This window comes from Mesobacillus sp. QJM3NY_10, assembly GCF_056173465.1.
On the sequence record NZ_CM149675.1, the window covers coordinates 1,531,625 to 1,550,613 of the forward strand.

Below are 18,989 nucleotides of genomic sequence, written 5' to 3' on the forward strand. Positions count from 1 at the left end.
TGCACCCACCCCCGTTATTTATCGTATTTTTCAGAATAGTTTGCAAAGTGATTGCGGATGTAAGCGCTTATCGTTAAAATATAGCTAATTACCGGTGAGGAGGACATTCATGGAGTACGGGTACTTTTTTACAGGATTTCCTGGATTCATCAGCAATCAATTAATTAGAGAAGTTTTACGGAAAAATGATGGTAAAGGAAAGATTCATGTATTGGTGTTGCCTAATATGGTAGAGAAGGCAGAGGATGAGAGAGCAGCAATCATTCAGGATTTTAGCATGTCTGAGAGTCAGTTCGAGATTATAAAAGGGGATATTACAGTATCAGGCCTGGCGATTGACCTTGAAAAGCAAGCACAGCTTGAGTCAGCTGTAACGCATGTCTTCCACCTGGCAGCTATATATGACCTCGCGGTTCCTAAGGAAATTGCGTACCGTGTGAATGTGGATGGAACAAAGTACGTGAATGAATGGGCGAGGACCTTAAAAAATCTCAAGCGCTATACGTATTTCAGTACCGGTTTTGTTGCAGGCAAACGGGAAGGTATATTGTATGAGGATGAATTAATCAAGCCACCCGGATTCAAAAACTACTATGAAGAGACTAAATATGAAGCTGAAGTCCTCGTGGAAGCATTGAAGTCCGAGATTCCTGTCACCATCATCAGGCCAGGAATTGTTAAAGGACATTCAGCAACAGGAGAAACCATCAAATTTGATGGCCCATATTTCATCATGAATTTTATCGACCGCCTCAGCTTCATGCCATTCTTGCCAAAGCTTGGCAAAGGCGATACTGTTGTCAATCTTGTGCCAGTGGATTATATTATTGAGGCGACAACCTATTTAACCTTTGCTGATAAAGGAGCGGGGAAAACATATCATCTTACAGATCCTAAACCATACAAAGTGTCTGAGCTTTATGAAATGATCATGTACGAATTGTTGAAGAAGCAGCCAAAAGGTTCTGTACCACTGGCGCTCGCAAAAGGAGGACTCAATTTCAGGGTGCTCAGAAGGTATCTTGGAGTCGAAAAAGAAGCCCTCGACTATTTTACATGGAGAGGCCATTTCGATTCGTCCCAGGCACAGGATGACTTAAAGGATTCGGGGATCGCATGCCCGGATTTCAAGGAAGGGATCGCTGCAATGGCGGCTTTTTATCGAGAAAATAAACATAATACTCAGTACCAAATAAACATTATATAAGACTTTAAATTATTGGCAGGTGAATGAACGTGCATTCAGTTGAAGAAGTGCAAAAGTTATCGGTATTGGCACCAGCGACAGGGGAGGTTATTGCCGAAATCGAGGAGACGCCTGTCCATGAAGTTCCGTTCTTCTATCAGGAGGCGAGGAAGGCTTTTGGGACTTGGAGCATTCTCGCTATTTCTGAGCGTACCGGATATTTAAGAAAGCTGAAGCAGCTGATGGTCGATGAAATGGATGAAATTGCAAAAATCATCTCAGATGATACTGGCAAGGTATTGACCGAGTCAATTGTGGCCGATATCATGCCGACACTTGATGCAATCGATCATATTATCAAACATGCTGAAAAGGTTCTTAGCAGGCAAAAAGTTAAAACACCTTTATTGCTCATCGGAAAAAAATCCTTTATTGAATATATGCCGCGTGGTGTCGTACTTGTAATATCACCCTGGAATTATCCGCTGCAACTGGCGATGGTACCGATGATCAGCGCTCTGGCAGGAGGCAATTCTGTCATCCTAAAGCCATCAGAGGTGACTCCGCTTGTAGGTAAATGCATCGAAGACCTGTTCAGGCGCTCTGGCTTCCCGGAAGGAACTGTACAGGTTGCTCATGGCGGCAAGGAAGTTGGTGCTGCTTTCACATCGGGTAAGCCAGATTATATCTTCTTTACAGGCTCTGTCCGTACAGGGAAGATCATCCAGCAGCAGGCTGCGAAGGATTTGATTCCAACAACTCTGGAGCTCGGCGGCAAGGATCCAATGATTGTATTTGAAGATGCCAACCTCGACAGGGCAGTTAAGGCAGCGGCATGGGGGGCTTTTACAAACAGCGGCCAGGTCTGTATGAGCGCTGAGCGATTATATGTGGAACGGTCAATATATGGGAAGTTCCTTGAAAAATTGAAAAAAGAAGTCAATTCTCTTCAGCAGGGGAACGATATAAACTCAGATGTGGGGTCAATGACTTTTCCAGCCCAGAAAGACGTGGTAAGAGAACAACTGGATGAAGCACTTGAACGGGGGGCGAAATTGGAAACTGGATTGAAACCTTCTGATTGGAAGGAAGACATGTTCCTGCCGCTTACTGTCATTACTGAAGTCGAGCAAGACATGAAAATTATCCAGGAAGAATCTTTCGGCCCTTTGCTTCCTGTTGTCCCATTCGATACGGAAGAAGAAGCAATAGCATATGCTAATGGAACCGTGTATGGATTAAATGCAAGTGTCTGGACTCAGGATAAAGCGAAGGCGCGTCGTGTCGCTTCCAAACTTGTATCCGGAGCTGTCGTCATCAATGATGTACTTATTACTGTAGCCAACCATGGTCTTCCTTTCGGGGGAACTAAGGAGAGCGGCATTGGACGATATCATTCTGAGGCAGGTTTGAGGATCTTTTGTCATGAAAAAGCAATCATGGAAGACATGGGTTTTATGAAATCTGAAATTCAATGGTATCCTTATAAAGGTAAATATCCATTGTTCCTGAATTTATTCAAAAGCTATTTTGCCGACAAAAGAGATTGGCTCACTTTTGCTAAAAACTATATCGCCCTCTTAAAAAGTAACAAATAATTTTCAACCGTCCCGGTATTAGGGGCGGTTTTATTAATTTAGCCAAATGTTCCTATCCTGTTTTTAAATATACAACGTGGATCAGGTAATTCTCACGAAATTAATTTAACAATTAACTGGAAAAATGATAATTCGAAGCACAATTTGGACAATCTAAAACAAGTAGCAAAATGCACAGGATTAAAAAATTTCCATGTGTTCTTTTGACACTTCGGAAAATTAAGCATTCATAACGGTACCAATAATATGACTAAAGGATGAAACGTGACGTGGCGATAAAAAAGAACTTAACCAAACTAGAAGCGGTAATGTGGAGCATCGCTCTGCCAGGGTTTGCCCAGCTACTGACGGGGAACCTTGTAAAGGGCATTTTATTTGTCCTGCTTGAGTTCCTTGTTAACGTTAATAGTAATTTTAATAAAGGAATAATGTATAGTTTCCTTGGGGAGACGGAAAAGGCTATGCATGTCCTGGACTTCCAGTGGCTGATGTTTTACCCATGTTTATATATGTTCGCCATGTGGGATGCCTATAGAAGCGTGATGCCGGCGGAAGAGAAAATCACCTTTTTGCCTTTTGTGTTCTCGGCCTATTTCGTAACAGTTGGTTTGATGATATCACCGAAGGTTAAAATATTTGGCCTATTTCCAGGGCCAGTTTTCCTTCCAATGCTTTTTGTCATTCCCGGAGTGATTACCGGATTCTTGATCAGGAAGTTATTACTTAAGCTTTATTACAACTAGAATACATATTGCAATAAGCCCTATCTTCCTGGGAGAATTCTTCTAAATTGTGTTTTCACCCGTGGTATGGTCCTTTTTTATGCGGACTATGCCAATTAATCGGTAAAAGATGGGAAGGGGGCAGACTTTAGCCGACGTTGTCTTATTATATTTTATAAGAACTAAATTTCCTTCTAAAACCTTATATATCAACAATATTCTTAATACTTCGGTCAAATTTTGACTGAAGCTTTTTATTTTTTTCTAAAAAACCCCCATAACATAGTAAGCGCAAACGTAACCTTGTAGTGATTAAAGCGGCCGCTCCTAAAAACTTACGAGGTGAACTGAGAATGAAGAAACTTTCTAACCAAGAGATGAAAAAAATCGCCAAGAGTACGTTGGCTTTAGTGCTTGCTGGAACATTTACATTTTCCCCTGTTGCAATGGCAGAAGAGAACAATTCTGAGGTTGAAACGGTAGAACTGCAAAATGTCAGCCCTGAAGAGCTTGAAGAAGCAAAGACACAGGTCGATGAGCTTGAAGAAACGAATCCATCTTTGATACCGGGAGACTTCTTCTACTTTGCTAAAATAGCACTTGAGAAAATCAGGCTTGCTTTTACAATTGATAATGCTAAAGAAGCAGAATTGCTTGCTACATACGCCGCAGAACGCCTTCAAGAGGCAAGTGCTCTATTTGCTGAGGGAAATGAAGAAGAAGCCCTTAAAGTAATCGAAGCAGCTGTTGAATATATGGAATCTTCACAAGAGATTGTAGATGAAGAAGGATCAAATGAAGAAGATGCTGACCTTGAAGAAGGAACAGACCCGGAGGATGGGACAACATCTGATGAAGACACAGAGGAAACAGATTCTGAAGAATCAACAGAAGATGGAGAAGAGCCTGCGGACGATGTTGTAGCTGAAGAGCCTAGCGATGAAGACGCGGAAGAAGGTTCTGAAGAAGAAGACGTTGTAAGTGAAGATCCTTTCGAAGAAATCGAAGGAATGCTTAGACAGAATATTATTGCATTAAAAGCCGCGATGGAACATGTTGGCAATGAAAATGCAAGAGCGCAACTTCAAAAGAACATTGACAAAACATACGCTAAGATGGCAAAGAAATTGGCTAAATTAGAAGAAAAATATGCAGAGAAGCCTGTTGAGGAAGAAGAAACACAATCAACTGAGCCAGTAGAACTAGAACCAGTGGTAGAATCAGATCTTCTGCCTGCTGATGACACGCCTGTAGTTGAAGAGTCTGCTGAAGAAACAATGCCTGAAAATGACGACACAACTTTAGTACCGGTAGTGTCACCAAAAGCTGAAAAAGAAAAAGCTAAACAAGAGCGTAAAGCACAAAAGGCTGTTGAAAAACAGGAACGCAAGGAAGCTCAACAGCAAAAGAAAGAAGAAAAACAACAGGCTAAGCAGGATAAGAAACAAGAAAAGAATACAAAAAATCAAGGCAATGGAAATGGCAAAGGTAACGGTAACGGAAAAGGTAATGACAAAAACTAATCCATAATGAACAATAGACTCGAAAAGGTAGCCTTATTTGGCTATCTTTTCACTGCCTAACCACAAAATAAGAAATTGACAGACATGATATAATGTGGGGAGAAAAGAGGTGAGGCTATTGCTAAGTTTATTGTTCATGGCAAAGAAAAAGCGCAGGCCACTGGAAGAAACTGTAGAGAAAATCCACCAGGGGGATGCTGCTTTAAGAGAAGAATTAATTGATTCATATAAGCCATTTATCGCGAAGACTGTTTCGTCTGTCTGCAAGAGATACATACATGAGTCAGACGATGAATTTAGCATTGGCCTCATTGCTTTTAATGAGGCAATCCAGAAATATTCATCAGAAAAAGGAAATTCATTATTAAGCTTTGCTGAAGTGATGATTAAGCGGAGGGTAATTGATTATATCCGGCAGCAGAGCCGGAATCAAAACCTTAGCTTCAACATATCCAATGATCCGTCTGAAGAAGAGCAACAGAGATCGACTATTGAAGATGAGCTTTCTCTGGATGAGTTCAGAAAAAAGACAGAACAAGAACTAAGAAGAGAAGAGATCATTCAATTTCAGGCTGTACTAAAAGAATTTGACCTATCTTTCCAGGATTTGCTCGAACAGTCACCTAAGCATGCAGATGCCCGGAAAAATGCGATGCTTGTTGCAAAGTCAATGGTTGAAAGCGAGGAATTAAAGAACTTGCTTCTCGATAAAAGGCGCTTGCCAATCAAGCAATTGGAAGACATGGTCAAAGTCAGCAGAAAAACCATAGAGAGAAATAGAAAATATATTATTGCAATCGCACTTATTTTAATTGGGGATTATGTATATTTAAAGGATTATATTAAAGGGGTGTTAGAGACATGAGAAAAGGGGTTATCCTTGAAATCAATGATCTTTACCTAACATTGTTGACCCCCGAAGGCGAGTTTTTACGGGCCCGAAAGCTTCAACAAGATTATCAGGTAGGAGAAGAAATTCATTTTTTTCCAGAAACGCTAACTGTTAAGAAGAAAAGTTTCAATCTATCGTTTTTAAATAGCTTTAAGACAAGGAGTATTGCGCTTGCAGCAGTATTTATGCTTGCTATGACTGCGCTAGTTCCTGTGTATCAAAACGGACAGGTTTACGCATATATGTCCATTGATGTGAATCCAAGCATTGAACTGGCAGTCAACGATGATTTAAAGGTTCTCCGGATGACAGGTTATAATCCTGAAGGGAAAGAAATCATTGCGGAAATAAAAGGATGGAAAAAGAAGGATGCAGCTGTGGTTGCAGAAATGATCATTGAGGAAATCGAGGATGAAGGTTTCTTAAAAGAAAACAATGACGTTGTCATCGCGACTGTCCATAATAAGAAGGCAAAAGAATCAGTAGATCGAGCATTAGAAAAAAAGATTACTGAAATAAAAAAAACAACACAAGATGAAAACCTGAATTTCAAGGTTATGGAAGCAACAATTGAAGACAGGGAGAAGGCACAAAAGCAGGGTGTTACGACTGGTGTTTATAAAGAAAAGCAAAAGGGTACGTTAAAGCCTGCAGGAAAGCCGGATGAAAAGGAAAAAGCAAAGCCGGAGCCTGGAAAGAAAAACTCAGCTCCTTCTGTTGTTCCGCAGACTGAAAAGAAGGAACCACCAGGTCAGGAGAAGAAGAAAGATCCTCAGGTTCCAAAAGAAAATCCCAACAAGGCGGAACCACCTGCACAAAATAAATCAAATGGAAATAACAATTCCGAAAAGAACGGCAATGGCCCGAATAGCAATAAGAATTGGCAGGGTAACAATAATAAACATGCTAGTAATGGCAATAGCAATAAAAATGGCCAGAGCAGAAAACAATATAAAGATGAAAAAAAGTCTAGCAACCAACAAGGCCCAAGAAGTGACAGCAGGGGCCAATCTGGGAAAAATAAAGACAATCCTGGAAAGAAATAGTTAATTGTAAAAGTCCGGAATTTAATCCGGACTTTTTTCCATGTTCATATTCAATTGTTTATAAAGATAGTGGATATGCTATATACAAAACTACTCCATCAATTTATTGCTGATTTTGACCAGAGATCTGTGCCTGTGCTTGCTGAACAAGGCGTTTAGTGATTTCTCCTCCGACTGAGCCATTTGCTCTTGAGACGGTATCGGAACCAAGATTCACTCCAAATTCCTGAGCAATCTCATATTTAACTTGGTCCATGAATTGTTCAACGCCGGGAACCAGCAATTTATTTGAATTACGAGCCATTATTATCAACTCCTCTGATAGTATACAGAGAAAAATTTCTCTGTATAGATAGTTTGAACATTGTAGGTAATTTCATAAGTGGTAATCTTTTATCCTTTTGGATAATGTTTACCTGATTTTTGGCTCTGTTAAGGCTTAACGGTGAGGTTAAACCCTGTTGATTCTTCCGGAAGGCGTATAGTATATGTGTAAACTGCAAGAAAGTACTTTATTAATCGAATGATATTCTTTATCATAGGTATGTAAATGAATCAGGGCTGAAAGGAAGCAATTATGTGGATTAATATTAGAAGAAGGTTAAACAAATTATCTCCTGCTCAAATTATCGTTGCGTATTATTTGATTGCGGTAATTGTCTCGATGAGCTTATTAAGTTTGCCTATTGCCATACAGCCCGGGGCAAAATGGTCTTTCATGGATGCATTATTCACTGCCGCAAGTGCTGTCAGTGTTACCGGACTTTCAGTAATAACAGTCCGCGATACGTTTACTGTGCAGGGAATTTTTATCCTCATGTTTGTCCTGCAGTTCGGCGGGATTGGCGTCATGGCGCTTGGCACATTCTTCTGGTTGATTATAAGGAAGAAAATAGGACTGAAGGAACGCAGATTAATCATGATGGACCAGAACCAGACATCGATGTCAGGGCTCGTGAAAATGCTGAAAGAAATCCTTATAATTATAGTCATTATTGAATTGATTGGTGCACTGCTATTAGGTTTATACTTCTTAAGATACTTTCCGACATGGCAAGAAGCTTTCCTCCACGGTCTTTTTTCATCCGTTAGTGCTACAACCAATGGAGGGTTTGATATTACCGGAGCTTCACTGATTCCATATGCACAGGATTATTTTGTAGTTACAATCAATATGCTATTGATTACTCTTGGTGCAATTGGATTCCCAGTGCTGGTTGAATTGAAGAGTTTCCTGTTCAGGAGCAAAAAAAGTGGTCCGTTCCGTTTTTCACTATTTCTTAAGATTACTACGCTTACGTTCCTTGGCCTCCTTATTTTCGGCACCGTTGCAATATGGGTACTGGAATATAATCATTTCTTATCCGATAAATCTCTATTGGATTCATTCTTTTATGCTTTTTTCCAGTCCACGACAACCAGAAGTGGTGGTTTGGCGACAATGGATGTGAATGATTTTACTGATCCTACCTTATTCCTGATGGCAGCTTTAATGTTTATCGGGGCATCACCAAGTTCGGTGGGCGGAGGGATCCGAACAACAACTTTTGCGCTTAATCTCTTGTTCCTTTACCACTTTGCCAGAGGAAGGCGAGCAATCAGGGTATTTAACAGAGAGCTGCACCAGGAAGATATAATCAAGTCTTTGGTTGTTTCCATCATGGCTGTACTTATATGTTTCTTTGCCGTCCTTACTCTGATGGTTACAGAGAATCAACCACTATTGGCCATTATTTTTGAAGTTGCATCTGCGTTTGGAACAACAGGCTTATCCATGGGCATCACTCCAGAGCTTTCGACGATCGGAAAAATGGTCCTAATTATTTTGATGTTCATTGGAAGAGTTGGAGTCATATCCTTCCTGTTGATCATTGGCGGTAAAACAGAAAAAGAAAGCATCCATTATCCAAAGGAACGTGTGATAATTGGTTAATGGTTCATATCAAAAAATCCGGGATATCCCGGATTTTTTTGTTGTCTTTTATTTTTTCCTACAAGTTTGCGTTGCTCTCATTGTCGTAGTGGGCTGATTATTAATCCTGGCCTTTGCACACATCTTTAGTAGGGTGCATAAATGGATAGGCCTGCGGCTTTCTCTTTTCCTCAAGAAGATCCCTGTTTTCAGCTGTGTTCCACCCTATATCATTTGTAGGGTGGACCCATTCATCACCAGCCATGACTGCTGGATCGGTCTCGTCAGTCCAATTTTCAAGCGGTGAGTTTTCAGATGCGTAGAGACTGTCTCCAATGATGACTCCATGCTCATTTTTGAATGGAGCTTTCATTTCGATGCCTGTATCTTTGAAGCTTGGAGCGTTTATTTGATGAGGCAAGGTATCCTCGATATCCATGGGTTTTAGCTCCCGGTCTTTATTGGCCATTACAGCTCCTCCTTTTTGAGCTTATTTTTTGTTTTATTCCGTATTTTATTAGATAGTTCCCTTTGTAAAATTAGGTAATCAAATCAGTACATAGCAAATCGCTGATTGAAAAAAATAGTAGTATGGAGGTGGTTAGATTGGCTAAACGGAAAGCAGAAAGAAATGCTTTGGCAAAGTATACAAATACACCTAAGAAAAATCTTCAGGAAAGCGAATTCTCTGCAGAGTTTGCCCATGGCGAAGATCCAGGCAAATTTGCGAACAGAAATTCAAAGCAGGGCAGGAAAGGAAGATCGTGATGAAAAAGCATGAAGGTCGGCACCAAAAGCCAATGAACGTTGAGTTTGGCATGGAATTTGGCGATATAAATGCTGGTAAGCTTTATGAGATCCCTTTTAGTGGAAAAAAGGCGAAAAGCAAAGCTGATAAAGAATGCAAATAACTATAGGTTGAGTCAAATTAAAAGCCAGTTGCTTGCGAGGCAACTGAAAATCTGCAGATTTTTTAGATTTTCTTGAGACCTAAACAAAAAAGCCGAGTCCCTTAAAAAAACAGGGACTCGGCCTTTTTAGTAGTTTGGTTAATGTTACTGGTTTAACAGCACTAGGTTGATTGAAACGGAAGGTGCGAGACTCCTGCGGGATCAGCGGGACAGGTGATACCCCGCAGGCGCTTTAGCGCTGAGGAGGCTCACCGCACGCCCCGCGGAAGAATTCGCTTTGAAAAAGCCGGTAGTAGGGCTTTTTCATAATTCTTCCCGCGGAAAGCGAAGCATCCTGGAGTGGAAATCAACCGGCCAATTTAACAAAACTATCCTTGTTAAGACTTTTTCAGTGGCCTCCTTAGACTAAGCTGGCTTTACATTTTGTACTTTAAAAGTGAAGAATTGGGGATGATCCAATTTAGAATCAAAATATACAAGCATGTATGAAGGGGAGTACTCAATTTCTCCATCTTCAACAAACTTCTCCAGGTCAATCGTGATATCCTCAAGGAGTGTATGCTTATACAAATCTTTTTCATTGATATTCAATTCTGAGTACTGATGGCCAAGGGCATCAGGTTTATGAATGATGCCACGGTACAATTCAGAACGCTCCTGCTTGTCCAAGCTCAGTTCCCACCAAGGCTTACGTGGCTTATGTTTCATGCTTGCAAGGTAATCATACTTCATCAAGCTTTCAATCGCTTCTAAATTGTCCACACCTTTTTCCTGGAGAAAATTGAACAGCCTTTTGAACAGGTCTTCGAGTTGATGGCCAATCCGGGACCATCCTCTTGTCTCCCAATAAGAGCCGAATTCCTGGAAGAAATCAAATGGTGATGGAAATACCTTTGTGACTAGATATTCAACGGTAAGATCCATACGGTGGTCATTCCAATATTTTTCAAGTACATCTTCAACTTGCTTGATCTTGATGATATCGTTGAAATCAAGGACATTATTCCCAAGAATTTCATATGGTGAATGATCCATATAAACATAATCATGCTGGTCAGCCCGCAGTCTCAATCCAGTCCCTCTCAGCATCTTCAGGAAGCCAAGCTGCAATTCTTCGGGCCGCATTGCAAACACATCATTAAATGTTTTTTTGAACGATTGATAATCTTCTTCGGGCAAACCGGCAATTAAGTCAAGGTGCTGGTCAATCTTGCCGCCTTCCTTGACCATTGTCACAGTCCGCTTAAGCTTATCGAAATTTTGTTTTCTCATCACCAATTCATTTGTATAATCATTAGTCGATTGTACGCCAATTTCAAAACGGAATAATCCCTCAGGCGCTTCCTGGTTCAGGAATTCAATGACCTCAGGGCGCATGATATCAGCAGTGATTTCGAATTGGAACACAGTCCCGGGAAGATGCTCATCAATCAGGAACCGGAACATTTCCATTGCGTAGCTTCGGCTGATATTGAAGGTCCTGTCGACGAATTTGATTGTCTTCGCACCATTCGTCATTAGATAACGGATATCTTCCTTGACCTTCTCCCTGTCGAAGTAGCGGACACCGACTTCAATGGAAGAGAGACAAAACTGGCAGCTGAAAGGGCAGCCGCGACTTGTTTCGAGATAAGTTACCCTTTTAGAAAGATGGGGAAGATCTTCTTCAAAACGATATGGAGATGGAAGTTCTTTTAAATCCAGCTTATTGCGTTGGGGATTCATTTGGATGCTGCCGCTTATTCGATAAGCGATGCCAGGTACTTCGGAAAAATCCCCATCTGAATCTAGTGCAAAAAGAAGCTGCTTGAATGTCTGTTCACCTTCACCGATGACGATGAAGTCAAACTCTGGGACTTCCTTCATCCAATCGTGAACGTCATAGGTAACCTCTGGACCGCCTGCAATAATTTTAATTTCAGGGTTAATTTTTTTGATCATCTTGATGACTTTTATGGTTTCTTCAATATTCCAAATGTAGCAGCTGAATCCAATGACATCAGGTTGCTTTTGAATCAAATCTGACACGATATTGATGACGGGATCCTTGATTGTATACTCAACTAGCTTCACGTCATACTCTGGCTGAGCATATGCCTTCAAATACCTGATTGCAAGATTGGTGTGTATATATTTCGCGTTGAGCGTTGTTAGTACTATGTTCATTGAAAAATCTCCTTTGTAAAAATCCAGCAGCAAATCAACTTTTAATTATATCTCAGTTTGGACAAAAAAGACAGGTTGAATGCAATTGAAGAATAAGGAAAAGAGCCATTCCACCTGAGGAATGGCTCTTGCTAGTGCTTGTATTAGGACGTGTTAACTGCTCAACAGCTTCCTTCTATAAAACCTCAGGATGGCTGTGAACCGGGTTTTAAGGCGGTTGATTCTTGAGGTTTTAAACTCGATGAGCGGTTGTGCTATTGCTGCTGCGTACTTGCTGGACAATAGGAAAGTCAAGAGCAGTGCGATGACTGCAAGCAAAAGGATTCGTTCAGGACTATGGAAGAAGTTCTGAACTTCGCTTTCGCGGAAGGTTCGTACAAAAAAGCCGTGCAGCAGATATACGTAAAGCGTATTTTTTCCCAGGTCTGTAAAGAAATATTGCTTCTTCGGTACAATTGTCAAGAAGCTGAACACCATCAGCAAGCTTAATAAGTAAAAGCCCAGTCGTGTGAACATGCTTGATAATGAAGCTGCTTCCATCAATGAGTAAGGTTTGGAACCAAGAAGCCATTTATAGTCTATATCTGGATTGAAATAAAACCCTAAAAACACGATGGCGAAGGTCATCAGTGCTCCAACTTTGAAGGCTGGCCGTGTCAGTATTTTAATATGGTCCTTTGTCAAATGGTACCCAAGCAGGAACAATGGAAAGAAAACAAAGGTCCTTGAAAGACTCAAATAGTTGGATATCCAATCAATATATCCGACACCTAAACCTAATCCAAAAGCAATCAACAGTCCTATGGGTGCTTTAATTTTTGAAAAACCGATCAGCATGATGTTCCAGCAGAATAAACTGATCAAAAACCATAGAGACCAATGCGGGTTCAGCGGATCCATCGTAAAAGTAGATTTGCTGTATAGGAAATAATAGAAAATAGAATAGATCAGCTGAAAAATAAAGTATGGCAGTATTAACTTCTTGGCAATCTTCATTACATAGCCTTTTTTATTGAAGCCTCTCGCAAAAAATCCAGATACAAGGATGAAGGCCGGCATATGGAATGTATAAATGACTTTATAAACATTATAAATCATTTCATTGTCTTCAATGAACGAGCGCAAAAGATGGCCAAATACGACGAAAAAAATCAAGATGAACTTGGCATTGTCAAAGTAGTAATCTCGTTGTTTCATATTTCCTCCCTTAATTAGAGACCCCCAAAATACTAACCCTCTTTTACCCCATCCAGGATAAATGCAAACTAGGCTAATTGCTCAAAATTAAGGAATAAAATCCTGAATCAGGAATAAATGTTTCTGTACTATTACAAATTTCTCTCTGTTATATAAAAGATTTTCATTATAAGATACGGCTTAAGTTAAATATTTTTGGGTGTGTTCCATAAAAAAAGTTCAAATGTTTGATATATGTCACAGCTTAATAATCTTAAAGTCTTTAAAATTATTAGTGGGGAATGTTTTAAAGTCAATTACCTTATAACCAAATTGGGGAGGGAGATTATGTCTATCTTACCGAAAAAGAATGAATTAGGTTTTTACGAGATAAGACTTGAATCGATTGGAGGGCTTGGTGCAAACCTTGCAGGAAAGATGCTTGCGGAAGCAGGTGTTCTTGGTCTTGGTTTGAATGGATCCAACTTTTCATCATATGGATCGGAGAAAAAGGGATCGCCGGTGAAAAGCTTTGTCCGTTTCTGTGAACCAGACACTGAAATCAGGGTCCACAGTCCAATAGAAGAGCCGCATGTTGTCGGCGTATTTCATGAGGCACTTTATAAAATGGTCGATGTAGTAAGCGGGTTGCGTCCGGACGGAATCCTGCTGGTGAATTCGACGAGAGATTTTGACGACATCAAAAAAGACCTTCATCTGGAGCATGGAACACTGGCAATTGTTGATGCGCTATCCATCGCTGTCGAAGAAAAAACGAAAGTGAATACTGCGATGCTTGGTGCATTGTACCGCATCATTGATTTCCTCGATCCCGAAGCAATGAAAAATGTTATCCGCAAAACTTTTGAAAAGAAATATCCTCATTTAGTTGAGCCGAATATCAGAACGTTCGAGAGAGGCTATAATGACGTTCAATTTAAAACATACGCACCAGAAGAAGGGGCACAGGGCAAGGAATTCAAGCGCCCAATGCCGCTTCTAGGATATGAAACACAGGAAATCGGCGGTGTGATTACAGCGCAGGCAAATAGTATCCTCAAGGATTTAAGCGGTTCCAGACAAGGATTCCTGCCCCAATTCAATCAGCAAGAATGTATCAATTGTGCCGCATGTGATACTGCGTGTCCTGATTATTGCTTTGTATGGGAAGAAGGAGAGGACAAACGCGGCAGAAAGCAAATGTTCCTAAAGGGAATAGATTATCAATATTGCAAAGGCTGCCTGAAGTGTGTTGAGGCATGTCCAACTACTGCATTAAGCGAGCTGAGGGAAATGATCGGCTATGCTGAGGAGAATCAAGTAAAACATAACTATCCTTATGTGACTGGAGGGGTTTCTTAATGTCCGTTCTTGAAGAAAACGTAAAGGCAATGAGTACAGCAGAACAGGTGACAACCTTTGAATCCGGAAATGAAATGGCGGCAATGGCTGCAGCTCAGATCAATTATCATATCATGGGCTATTTTCCGATTACCCCTTCTACAGAAGTTGCCCAGTATCTGGATATGATGAAATCCAGGGGCGAGCATGATATCAAATTGATTCCTGCTGATGGAGAACATGGTTCCGCGGGTATCTGTTATGGGGCTGCAGCAACCGGAGCCCGCGTGTTCAACGCAACAAGCGCGAACGGGTTGATGTATATGCTTGAGCAGCTCCCGGTACAATCTGGAACACGTTATCCAATGGTCTTGAACCTGGTAACTCGTTCAATCAGCGGTCCGCTGGATATCCGCGGTGACCATTCAGATTTGTATTTTGCGTTAAATACAGGATGGGTGATCCTCACCGCGAGGACACCGCAGGCTGTTTACGATATGAATATTATGGCGCTGAAAATCGCCGAACACTCAGATGTGCGCCTGCCGGTAATGGTGGCTTATGATGGCTTCTTTACATCCCACCAAAAGCGCAAAGTGAACTTTTTCAAGGATCGGGCTGTAGTCCAGAGATTTGTTGGCGAGGCGCCGACTGAATATAATTTTGCCAGAGATCCTAAGAAGCCGCTGACAATCGGAGCGCACATGAATGGCGACGACTTGATGAACAACCACTTCCAGCAATCGGAAGCGATGTACAGAGCGAAAGATGTTTATAAAGAAGTGGCTGCAGAATATGCAAAACTATCAGGAAGAAACTATGATATTCTTGACCTTTATCAAATGGAAGATGCAGACGTAGCGTTGTTCCTGTTGAACTCAGCTGCAGAGTCTGCCAAGGATGTTGTAGACAGACTTCGTGAGAAGGGAATCAAGGCCGGTGTCATCAGCCCTAATATCATCCGACCATTCCCTGCGCAGGAAATCAGGGAAGCACTGAAGAATGTGAAATCATTGCTTGTAGGTGAGCGTGCCGATTCCTACGGCGGTCATGGGCCTAACCTGACACACGAAATTAAGTCAGCGCTGCAGGAAGACAGGGACAATGCAACAATCGTCCAGAGCAGGGTGTTTGGACTTGGCGGCAAGGACTTCTATGCAGATGATGCTGAAGCATTTTTCAATATGGCGATCGACGCTATGGAAAAAGGATACGCAGAAAAGCCGTTCGACTATTACGGACATGTTGCTGGCGAACCTGAAAAAGTATTGAAGCAGGTAATTGAGCCTCAGCATGGCGATGTCTATAATTCAGGGCTTATCCAGGTAACAAGAGATGAAGAAAAGAATAAACTGAATGTCAAAATTCCGCCATTAAGAGCGTTGACTTCCAAGCCGAAACGAATAGCATCAGGTCATGGGGCATGTCCAGGCTGTGGAATCTTCGGCGGACTGGAACTATTCTTTAAAGGAATTGAAGGAGATCTCGTCATTCTTTTCCAAACAGGCTGCGCGTACGTTGTTACAACAGCGTATCCTCATACATCCCATAAGCAGACGACGATCCATAACCTGTTCCAGAATGGGGCTGCAACGTTATCAGGAACGCTCGAAGCCTTCCTTGAACTGAAGCGCCGTGGTGAAATCGAAGTGTCTGCAGATGCGACATTCGTTATGGTAACCGGTGATGGCGGTATGGACATCGGCATGGGATCAGCAATCGGCACGGCACTTCGCGGACACAAGCTAATTATGCTTGAGTACGATAACGAGGGATATATGAATACAGGTTCCCAGCTTTCATACTCCACTCCTTTTGGCCACATGACGAGCACATCAAACGTCGGCAAGGCACAACAGGGTAAGGCGTTCCACCATAAGGATACAGCCCAGATCATGGCTTCTACCAATATTCCTTATGTATTTACTGGAACCGAAGCCTTCCCGCAGGACCTAGTAAAAAAGGCTGCGAAGGCACAGTGGTATGCGCAAAATGTAGGGACTGTATACGGTAAGCTTTTGATAACATGCCCGCTTAACTGGAAATCGGAAGACCGCTTTGGCCAGACAATTGTAGAGGCAGCTGTGAATTCGAACTTCTTCCCGTTATACGAAGTGGAGCAAGGTGTCACAAACATCACTTACGATCCAGAAGCAAAAAACAAGAAGATTCCATTGGCAGATTGGTTGAAATTTATGGGTAAAACCAAGCATCTGTTAAAAGAAGAAAACAAGGATATGCTCGTGGAATTTGAAGAAGAAGTCGAAAAAAGGTGGCAGCGCCTAAAGGCTAAGCACGAAAACGAATATCTTTAAGACAGAGAAGCCAGGGAAAACTGGCTTCTTTTCTTATACTCTTGCTAGACATGGCTGGATTCACCTTTTAATGATCCTTGTAGCATTTTGGTCCTCTATAAGGGTATTTGCTTCCGAGGAAAGAGGCCCTTATGCAGCTGATTGGGTCGCCATAAGGGTACCATTCGCCAGGAAAGAGGCCCTTATGAAGGAGTTGGGTCGCCATAAGGGTACCTTTCGCCAGGAAAGAGGCCCTTATGAAGGAGTTGGGTCCGCCATAAGGGTACCTTTCGACAATAAAGATACCCTTATACAGCTATTTGTGCCGCCATAAGGGTACCTTTCACCAGGAAAGAGGCCCTTATGCAACTGATTGGGTCGCCATAAGGGTACCTTTCACCAGAAATGATAGCCTTATGCAGCATATTAGCTCCACATTAGGTGATTTTTTATCTGAAAATTTTGCAGGATAACCAGGAAATAATCCCGATTTTAAAGGGATTTTTACCATCTATGTAGAAATTACTAGAAAAATGGGAATCCGACAAGGAGGCTTTCTGGTGAGTAGTGCTAACATGGCAGATGAGATTAAGGCACTGAAAGAGAAAATAGCCGCTTTAGAACGAGAAAATTCCTCTTTGATAGAGTGGAAGAATAAGCATCAGCGGGCAGCCACTGACTGTTCTGTTCAAATGGTCCCAGCTGACGGTGCCGCAGGAAGTTTTGATGAAAGATTCATTGAAGACGAGGGTTTGTTAAAAAACTTATTCCTCGAAACATTGGATGGGATTGTGTTTTGGGGGAAGTGCGGACAAATCATTGCTGCTAACGAAGCAACCTGCAAGATTTTCGGGCTCACTCATGAAGAGATGGTAAAGTATAAAATTTCGGACTTCATTTATCAAAAAGATGAGAAATATAGTGAGATGAAACAAATTATCAATGAAACAGGTGCGCTGCGCGAAGAAACGTTTTTTCTGCTGCCAAATGGAGAGAAAAGGCTGCTCGAGTTTACTGTTAAGCTCAATGCGGGCGACGGCTATCATATGACTATTGTTCGTGACACAAGTGAACGTTACCGTATGGAACAAGAGCTCCGGAAAAGTGAAGAGAGATTCAGGAGAATATTTGAGGGATCGATTGAGGGAATGATTCTTTGGGATGAAAATTGCAAACACTATGAAATCAACCCCTCTGGAATGGCAAAACTGGAATTGAAGCCGGAAGACATGGAGGAGAAAAACTTTCGGAAGCTTTTCATGAATCTTGGGCTTTCAGAAGAATTAATCGATGAAAAGTTGCAAGCACTGCTTCGAAAAGGCAGGCTGGATGGAAGAATTACCATTCCGTATGAAGAAGGCAGGATGAAGCACTTTGAGTACACTGTCAAACACCAATTGGTAGACAGCTTGAATCTTATTGTTTTCAGGAATATCACTGAAAAAATAGAGATGGAAGCCCAGCTCCATAAATCAGATACGCTTAATATGCTGGGGGAGCTGGCAGCGGGTATTGCCCATGAAATCCGCAATCCAATGACTGCGCTAAAAGGGTTCATCCAGCTGCTCGAAAATAGTACAGGTGATGCGTATTCGTTATATTTCCAGGTAATCAAGACTGAACTCCAAAGAATCGACTCGATCATCAACGAGTTCCTGATTTTGGCTAAGCCTCAGTCAATAAAATATGAGAATACCGATATTTCAAAAATAATGAATGAGACGGCGGCCCTTCTTACTGCGCAGGCTGTGCTACATGATGTGCAGATTAAAACTTTATATGACGATGACTTGCCAGAACTCCTATGTGAACCTAATCAATTAAAGAAAGTCTTTATTAATATGATAAAAAACGCGATAGAAGTGATGCCTAAAGGCGGATTAGTCAGTGTGATGGTCAGCCAGGCACCAGGGAACAGGATACATATATGCATCCAGGATGAAGGAGAAGGTATTCCTGCTGAAAAGATCAAAAGGCTTGGAGAACCTTTTTACACAACCAAGGAAAGAGGAACAGGCCTCGGGTTGATGGTTAGCTTCAAAATCATTGAAGAACATGGTGGCACAATCGAAATAGAGAGCAAAGTCGGGGACGGAACAATCTTCCATATTTATTTGCCAATAACCAAGGAAATGTCTGATTAAATTCAATCAGGCGTTTTTTTTTCTTAAAGCTATGTTGGAAACAGTCTCTAAAACCTGATTGAGTAATTTTTAAAAAAA

The 18,989-nt window shown here is 41.5% G+C and carries 16 protein-coding genes; 12 read left to right on the forward strand and 4 right to left on the reverse strand.

Translation table 11 applies throughout. The features are described from left to right. The first annotated feature begins 109 nt into the window (after positions 1-109). The 6 genes from AC0VX7_RS07595 (at position 110) to AC0VX7_RS07620 (ending at position 6,967) form a co-directional block, all read left to right on the forward strand. Positions 110-1,207, forward strand: coding sequence for an SDR family oxidoreductase (locus AC0VX7_RS07595; RefSeq protein ID WP_475427336.1), 1,098 nt, complete (start codon positions 110-112; stop codon positions 1,205-1,207). Between the two features lie 29 nt (positions 1,208-1,236). Then, positions 1,237-2,784, forward strand: a complete 1,548-nt coding sequence (locus AC0VX7_RS07600) for an aldehyde dehydrogenase family protein (RefSeq protein WP_475427337.1) — start codon at positions 1,237-1,239, stop codon at positions 2,782-2,784. A 308-nt stretch (positions 2,785-3,092) separates the two neighbouring features. Beyond that, positions 3,093-3,527, forward strand: a complete 435-nt coding sequence (locus tag AC0VX7_RS07605; RefSeq protein ID WP_286180917.1) for a hypothetical protein — start codon at positions 3,093-3,095, stop codon at positions 3,525-3,527. Positions 3,528-3,859: 332 nt separating this feature from the next. Next, positions 3,860-5,029 carry a DUF5667 domain-containing protein gene (locus AC0VX7_RS07610; RefSeq protein WP_475427338.1) on the forward strand — a complete coding sequence of 390 codons (1,170 nt, stop codon included), beginning with the start codon at positions 3,860-3,862 and terminating at the stop codon, positions 5,027-5,029. A gap of 118 nt (positions 5,030-5,147) precedes the next feature. Continuing rightward, positions 5,148-5,894 carry an RNA polymerase sigma factor SigI gene (sigI, locus tag AC0VX7_RS07615; RefSeq protein ID WP_475427339.1) on the forward strand — a complete coding sequence of 249 codons (747 nt, stop codon included), beginning with the start codon at positions 5,148-5,150 and terminating at the stop codon, positions 5,892-5,894. Then, positions 5,891-6,967, forward strand: coding sequence for an anti-sigma factor domain-containing protein (locus tag AC0VX7_RS07620; protein ID WP_475427340.1), 1,077 nt, complete (start codon positions 5,891-5,893; stop codon positions 6,965-6,967). The genes sigI and AC0VX7_RS07620 overlap by 4 nt, the downstream gene beginning before the upstream one ends. Before the next feature lie 103 nt (positions 6,968-7,070). On the opposite strand, the gene AC0VX7_RS07625 is transcribed toward AC0VX7_RS07620, so the two are convergent. Further along, positions 7,071-7,271, reverse strand: a complete 201-nt coding sequence (locus tag AC0VX7_RS07625; RefSeq protein WP_041964830.1) for an alpha/beta-type small acid-soluble spore protein — start codon at positions 7,269-7,271, stop codon at positions 7,071-7,073. A gap of 273 nt (positions 7,272-7,544) precedes the next feature. Between AC0VX7_RS07625 and AC0VX7_RS07630 the strand changes: the two genes are divergently transcribed. Beyond that, positions 7,545-8,900: a TrkH family potassium uptake protein gene (locus AC0VX7_RS07630; RefSeq protein ID WP_475427341.1), complete on the forward strand. Its 1,356-nt coding sequence runs from the start codon at positions 7,545-7,547 to the stop codon at positions 8,898-8,900. A 100-nt stretch (positions 8,901-9,000) separates the two neighbouring features. On the opposite strand, the gene AC0VX7_RS07635 is transcribed toward AC0VX7_RS07630, so the two are convergent. Continuing rightward, positions 9,001-9,348 (reverse strand): DUF3905 domain-containing protein, encoded by a 348-nt coding sequence (locus AC0VX7_RS07635; protein WP_475427342.1) that lies wholly within the window; start codon positions 9,346-9,348, stop codon positions 9,001-9,003. A 137-nt stretch (positions 9,349-9,485) separates the two neighbouring features. Between AC0VX7_RS07635 and AC0VX7_RS07640 the strand changes: the two genes are divergently transcribed. Both AC0VX7_RS07640 and AC0VX7_RS07645 read left to right on the forward strand, forming a co-directional pair. Continuing rightward, positions 9,486-9,647 carry a hypothetical protein gene (locus AC0VX7_RS07640; protein WP_023615140.1) on the forward strand — a complete coding sequence of 54 codons (162 nt, stop codon included), beginning with the start codon at positions 9,486-9,488 and terminating at the stop codon, positions 9,645-9,647. Continuing rightward, a complete protein-coding gene (locus AC0VX7_RS07645; protein WP_475427343.1) occupies positions 9,647-9,790 on the forward strand; it encodes a hypothetical protein in 144 nt (47 codons plus the stop codon). Before AC0VX7_RS07640 ends, AC0VX7_RS07645 begins: the two co-directional genes overlap by 1 nt. A 405-nt stretch (positions 9,791-10,195) precedes the next feature. On the opposite strand, the gene AC0VX7_RS07650 is transcribed toward AC0VX7_RS07645, so the two are convergent. Beyond that, complete coding sequence (locus AC0VX7_RS07650; RefSeq protein WP_475427344.1) at positions 10,196-11,956, reverse strand: B12-binding domain-containing radical SAM protein; 1,761 nt, start codon at positions 11,954-11,956, stop codon at positions 10,196-10,198. Positions 11,957-12,109: 153 nt separating this feature from the next. Further along, positions 12,110-13,153 carry an acyltransferase family protein gene (locus tag AC0VX7_RS07655; RefSeq protein WP_475427345.1) on the reverse strand — a complete coding sequence of 348 codons (1,044 nt, stop codon included), beginning with the start codon at positions 13,151-13,153 and terminating at the stop codon, positions 12,110-12,112. 327 nt (positions 13,154-13,480) lie between these two features. Here AC0VX7_RS07655 and AC0VX7_RS07660 point away from each other — a divergent pair, with 327 nt between their 5' ends. The 3 genes from AC0VX7_RS07660 (at position 13,481) to AC0VX7_RS07670 (ending at position 18,911) form a co-directional block, all read left to right on the forward strand. Next, positions 13,481-14,494 (forward strand): 2-oxoacid:acceptor oxidoreductase family protein, encoded by a 1,014-nt coding sequence (locus AC0VX7_RS07660; protein WP_475427346.1) that lies wholly within the window; start codon positions 13,481-13,483, stop codon positions 14,492-14,494. Continuing rightward, positions 14,494-16,788 (forward strand): thiamine pyrophosphate-dependent enzyme, encoded by a 2,295-nt coding sequence (locus AC0VX7_RS07665; RefSeq protein ID WP_475427347.1) that lies wholly within the window; start codon positions 14,494-14,496, stop codon positions 16,786-16,788. Before AC0VX7_RS07660 ends, AC0VX7_RS07665 begins: the two co-directional genes overlap by 1 nt. Before the next feature lie 539 nt (positions 16,789-17,327). Beyond that, entirely contained in the window at positions 17,328-18,911 is a 1,584-nt protein-coding gene (locus tag AC0VX7_RS07670) for a PAS domain-containing sensor histidine kinase (protein ID WP_475427348.1), read from the forward strand. The last annotated feature ends 78 nt before the right edge of the window (positions 18,912-18,989 follow it).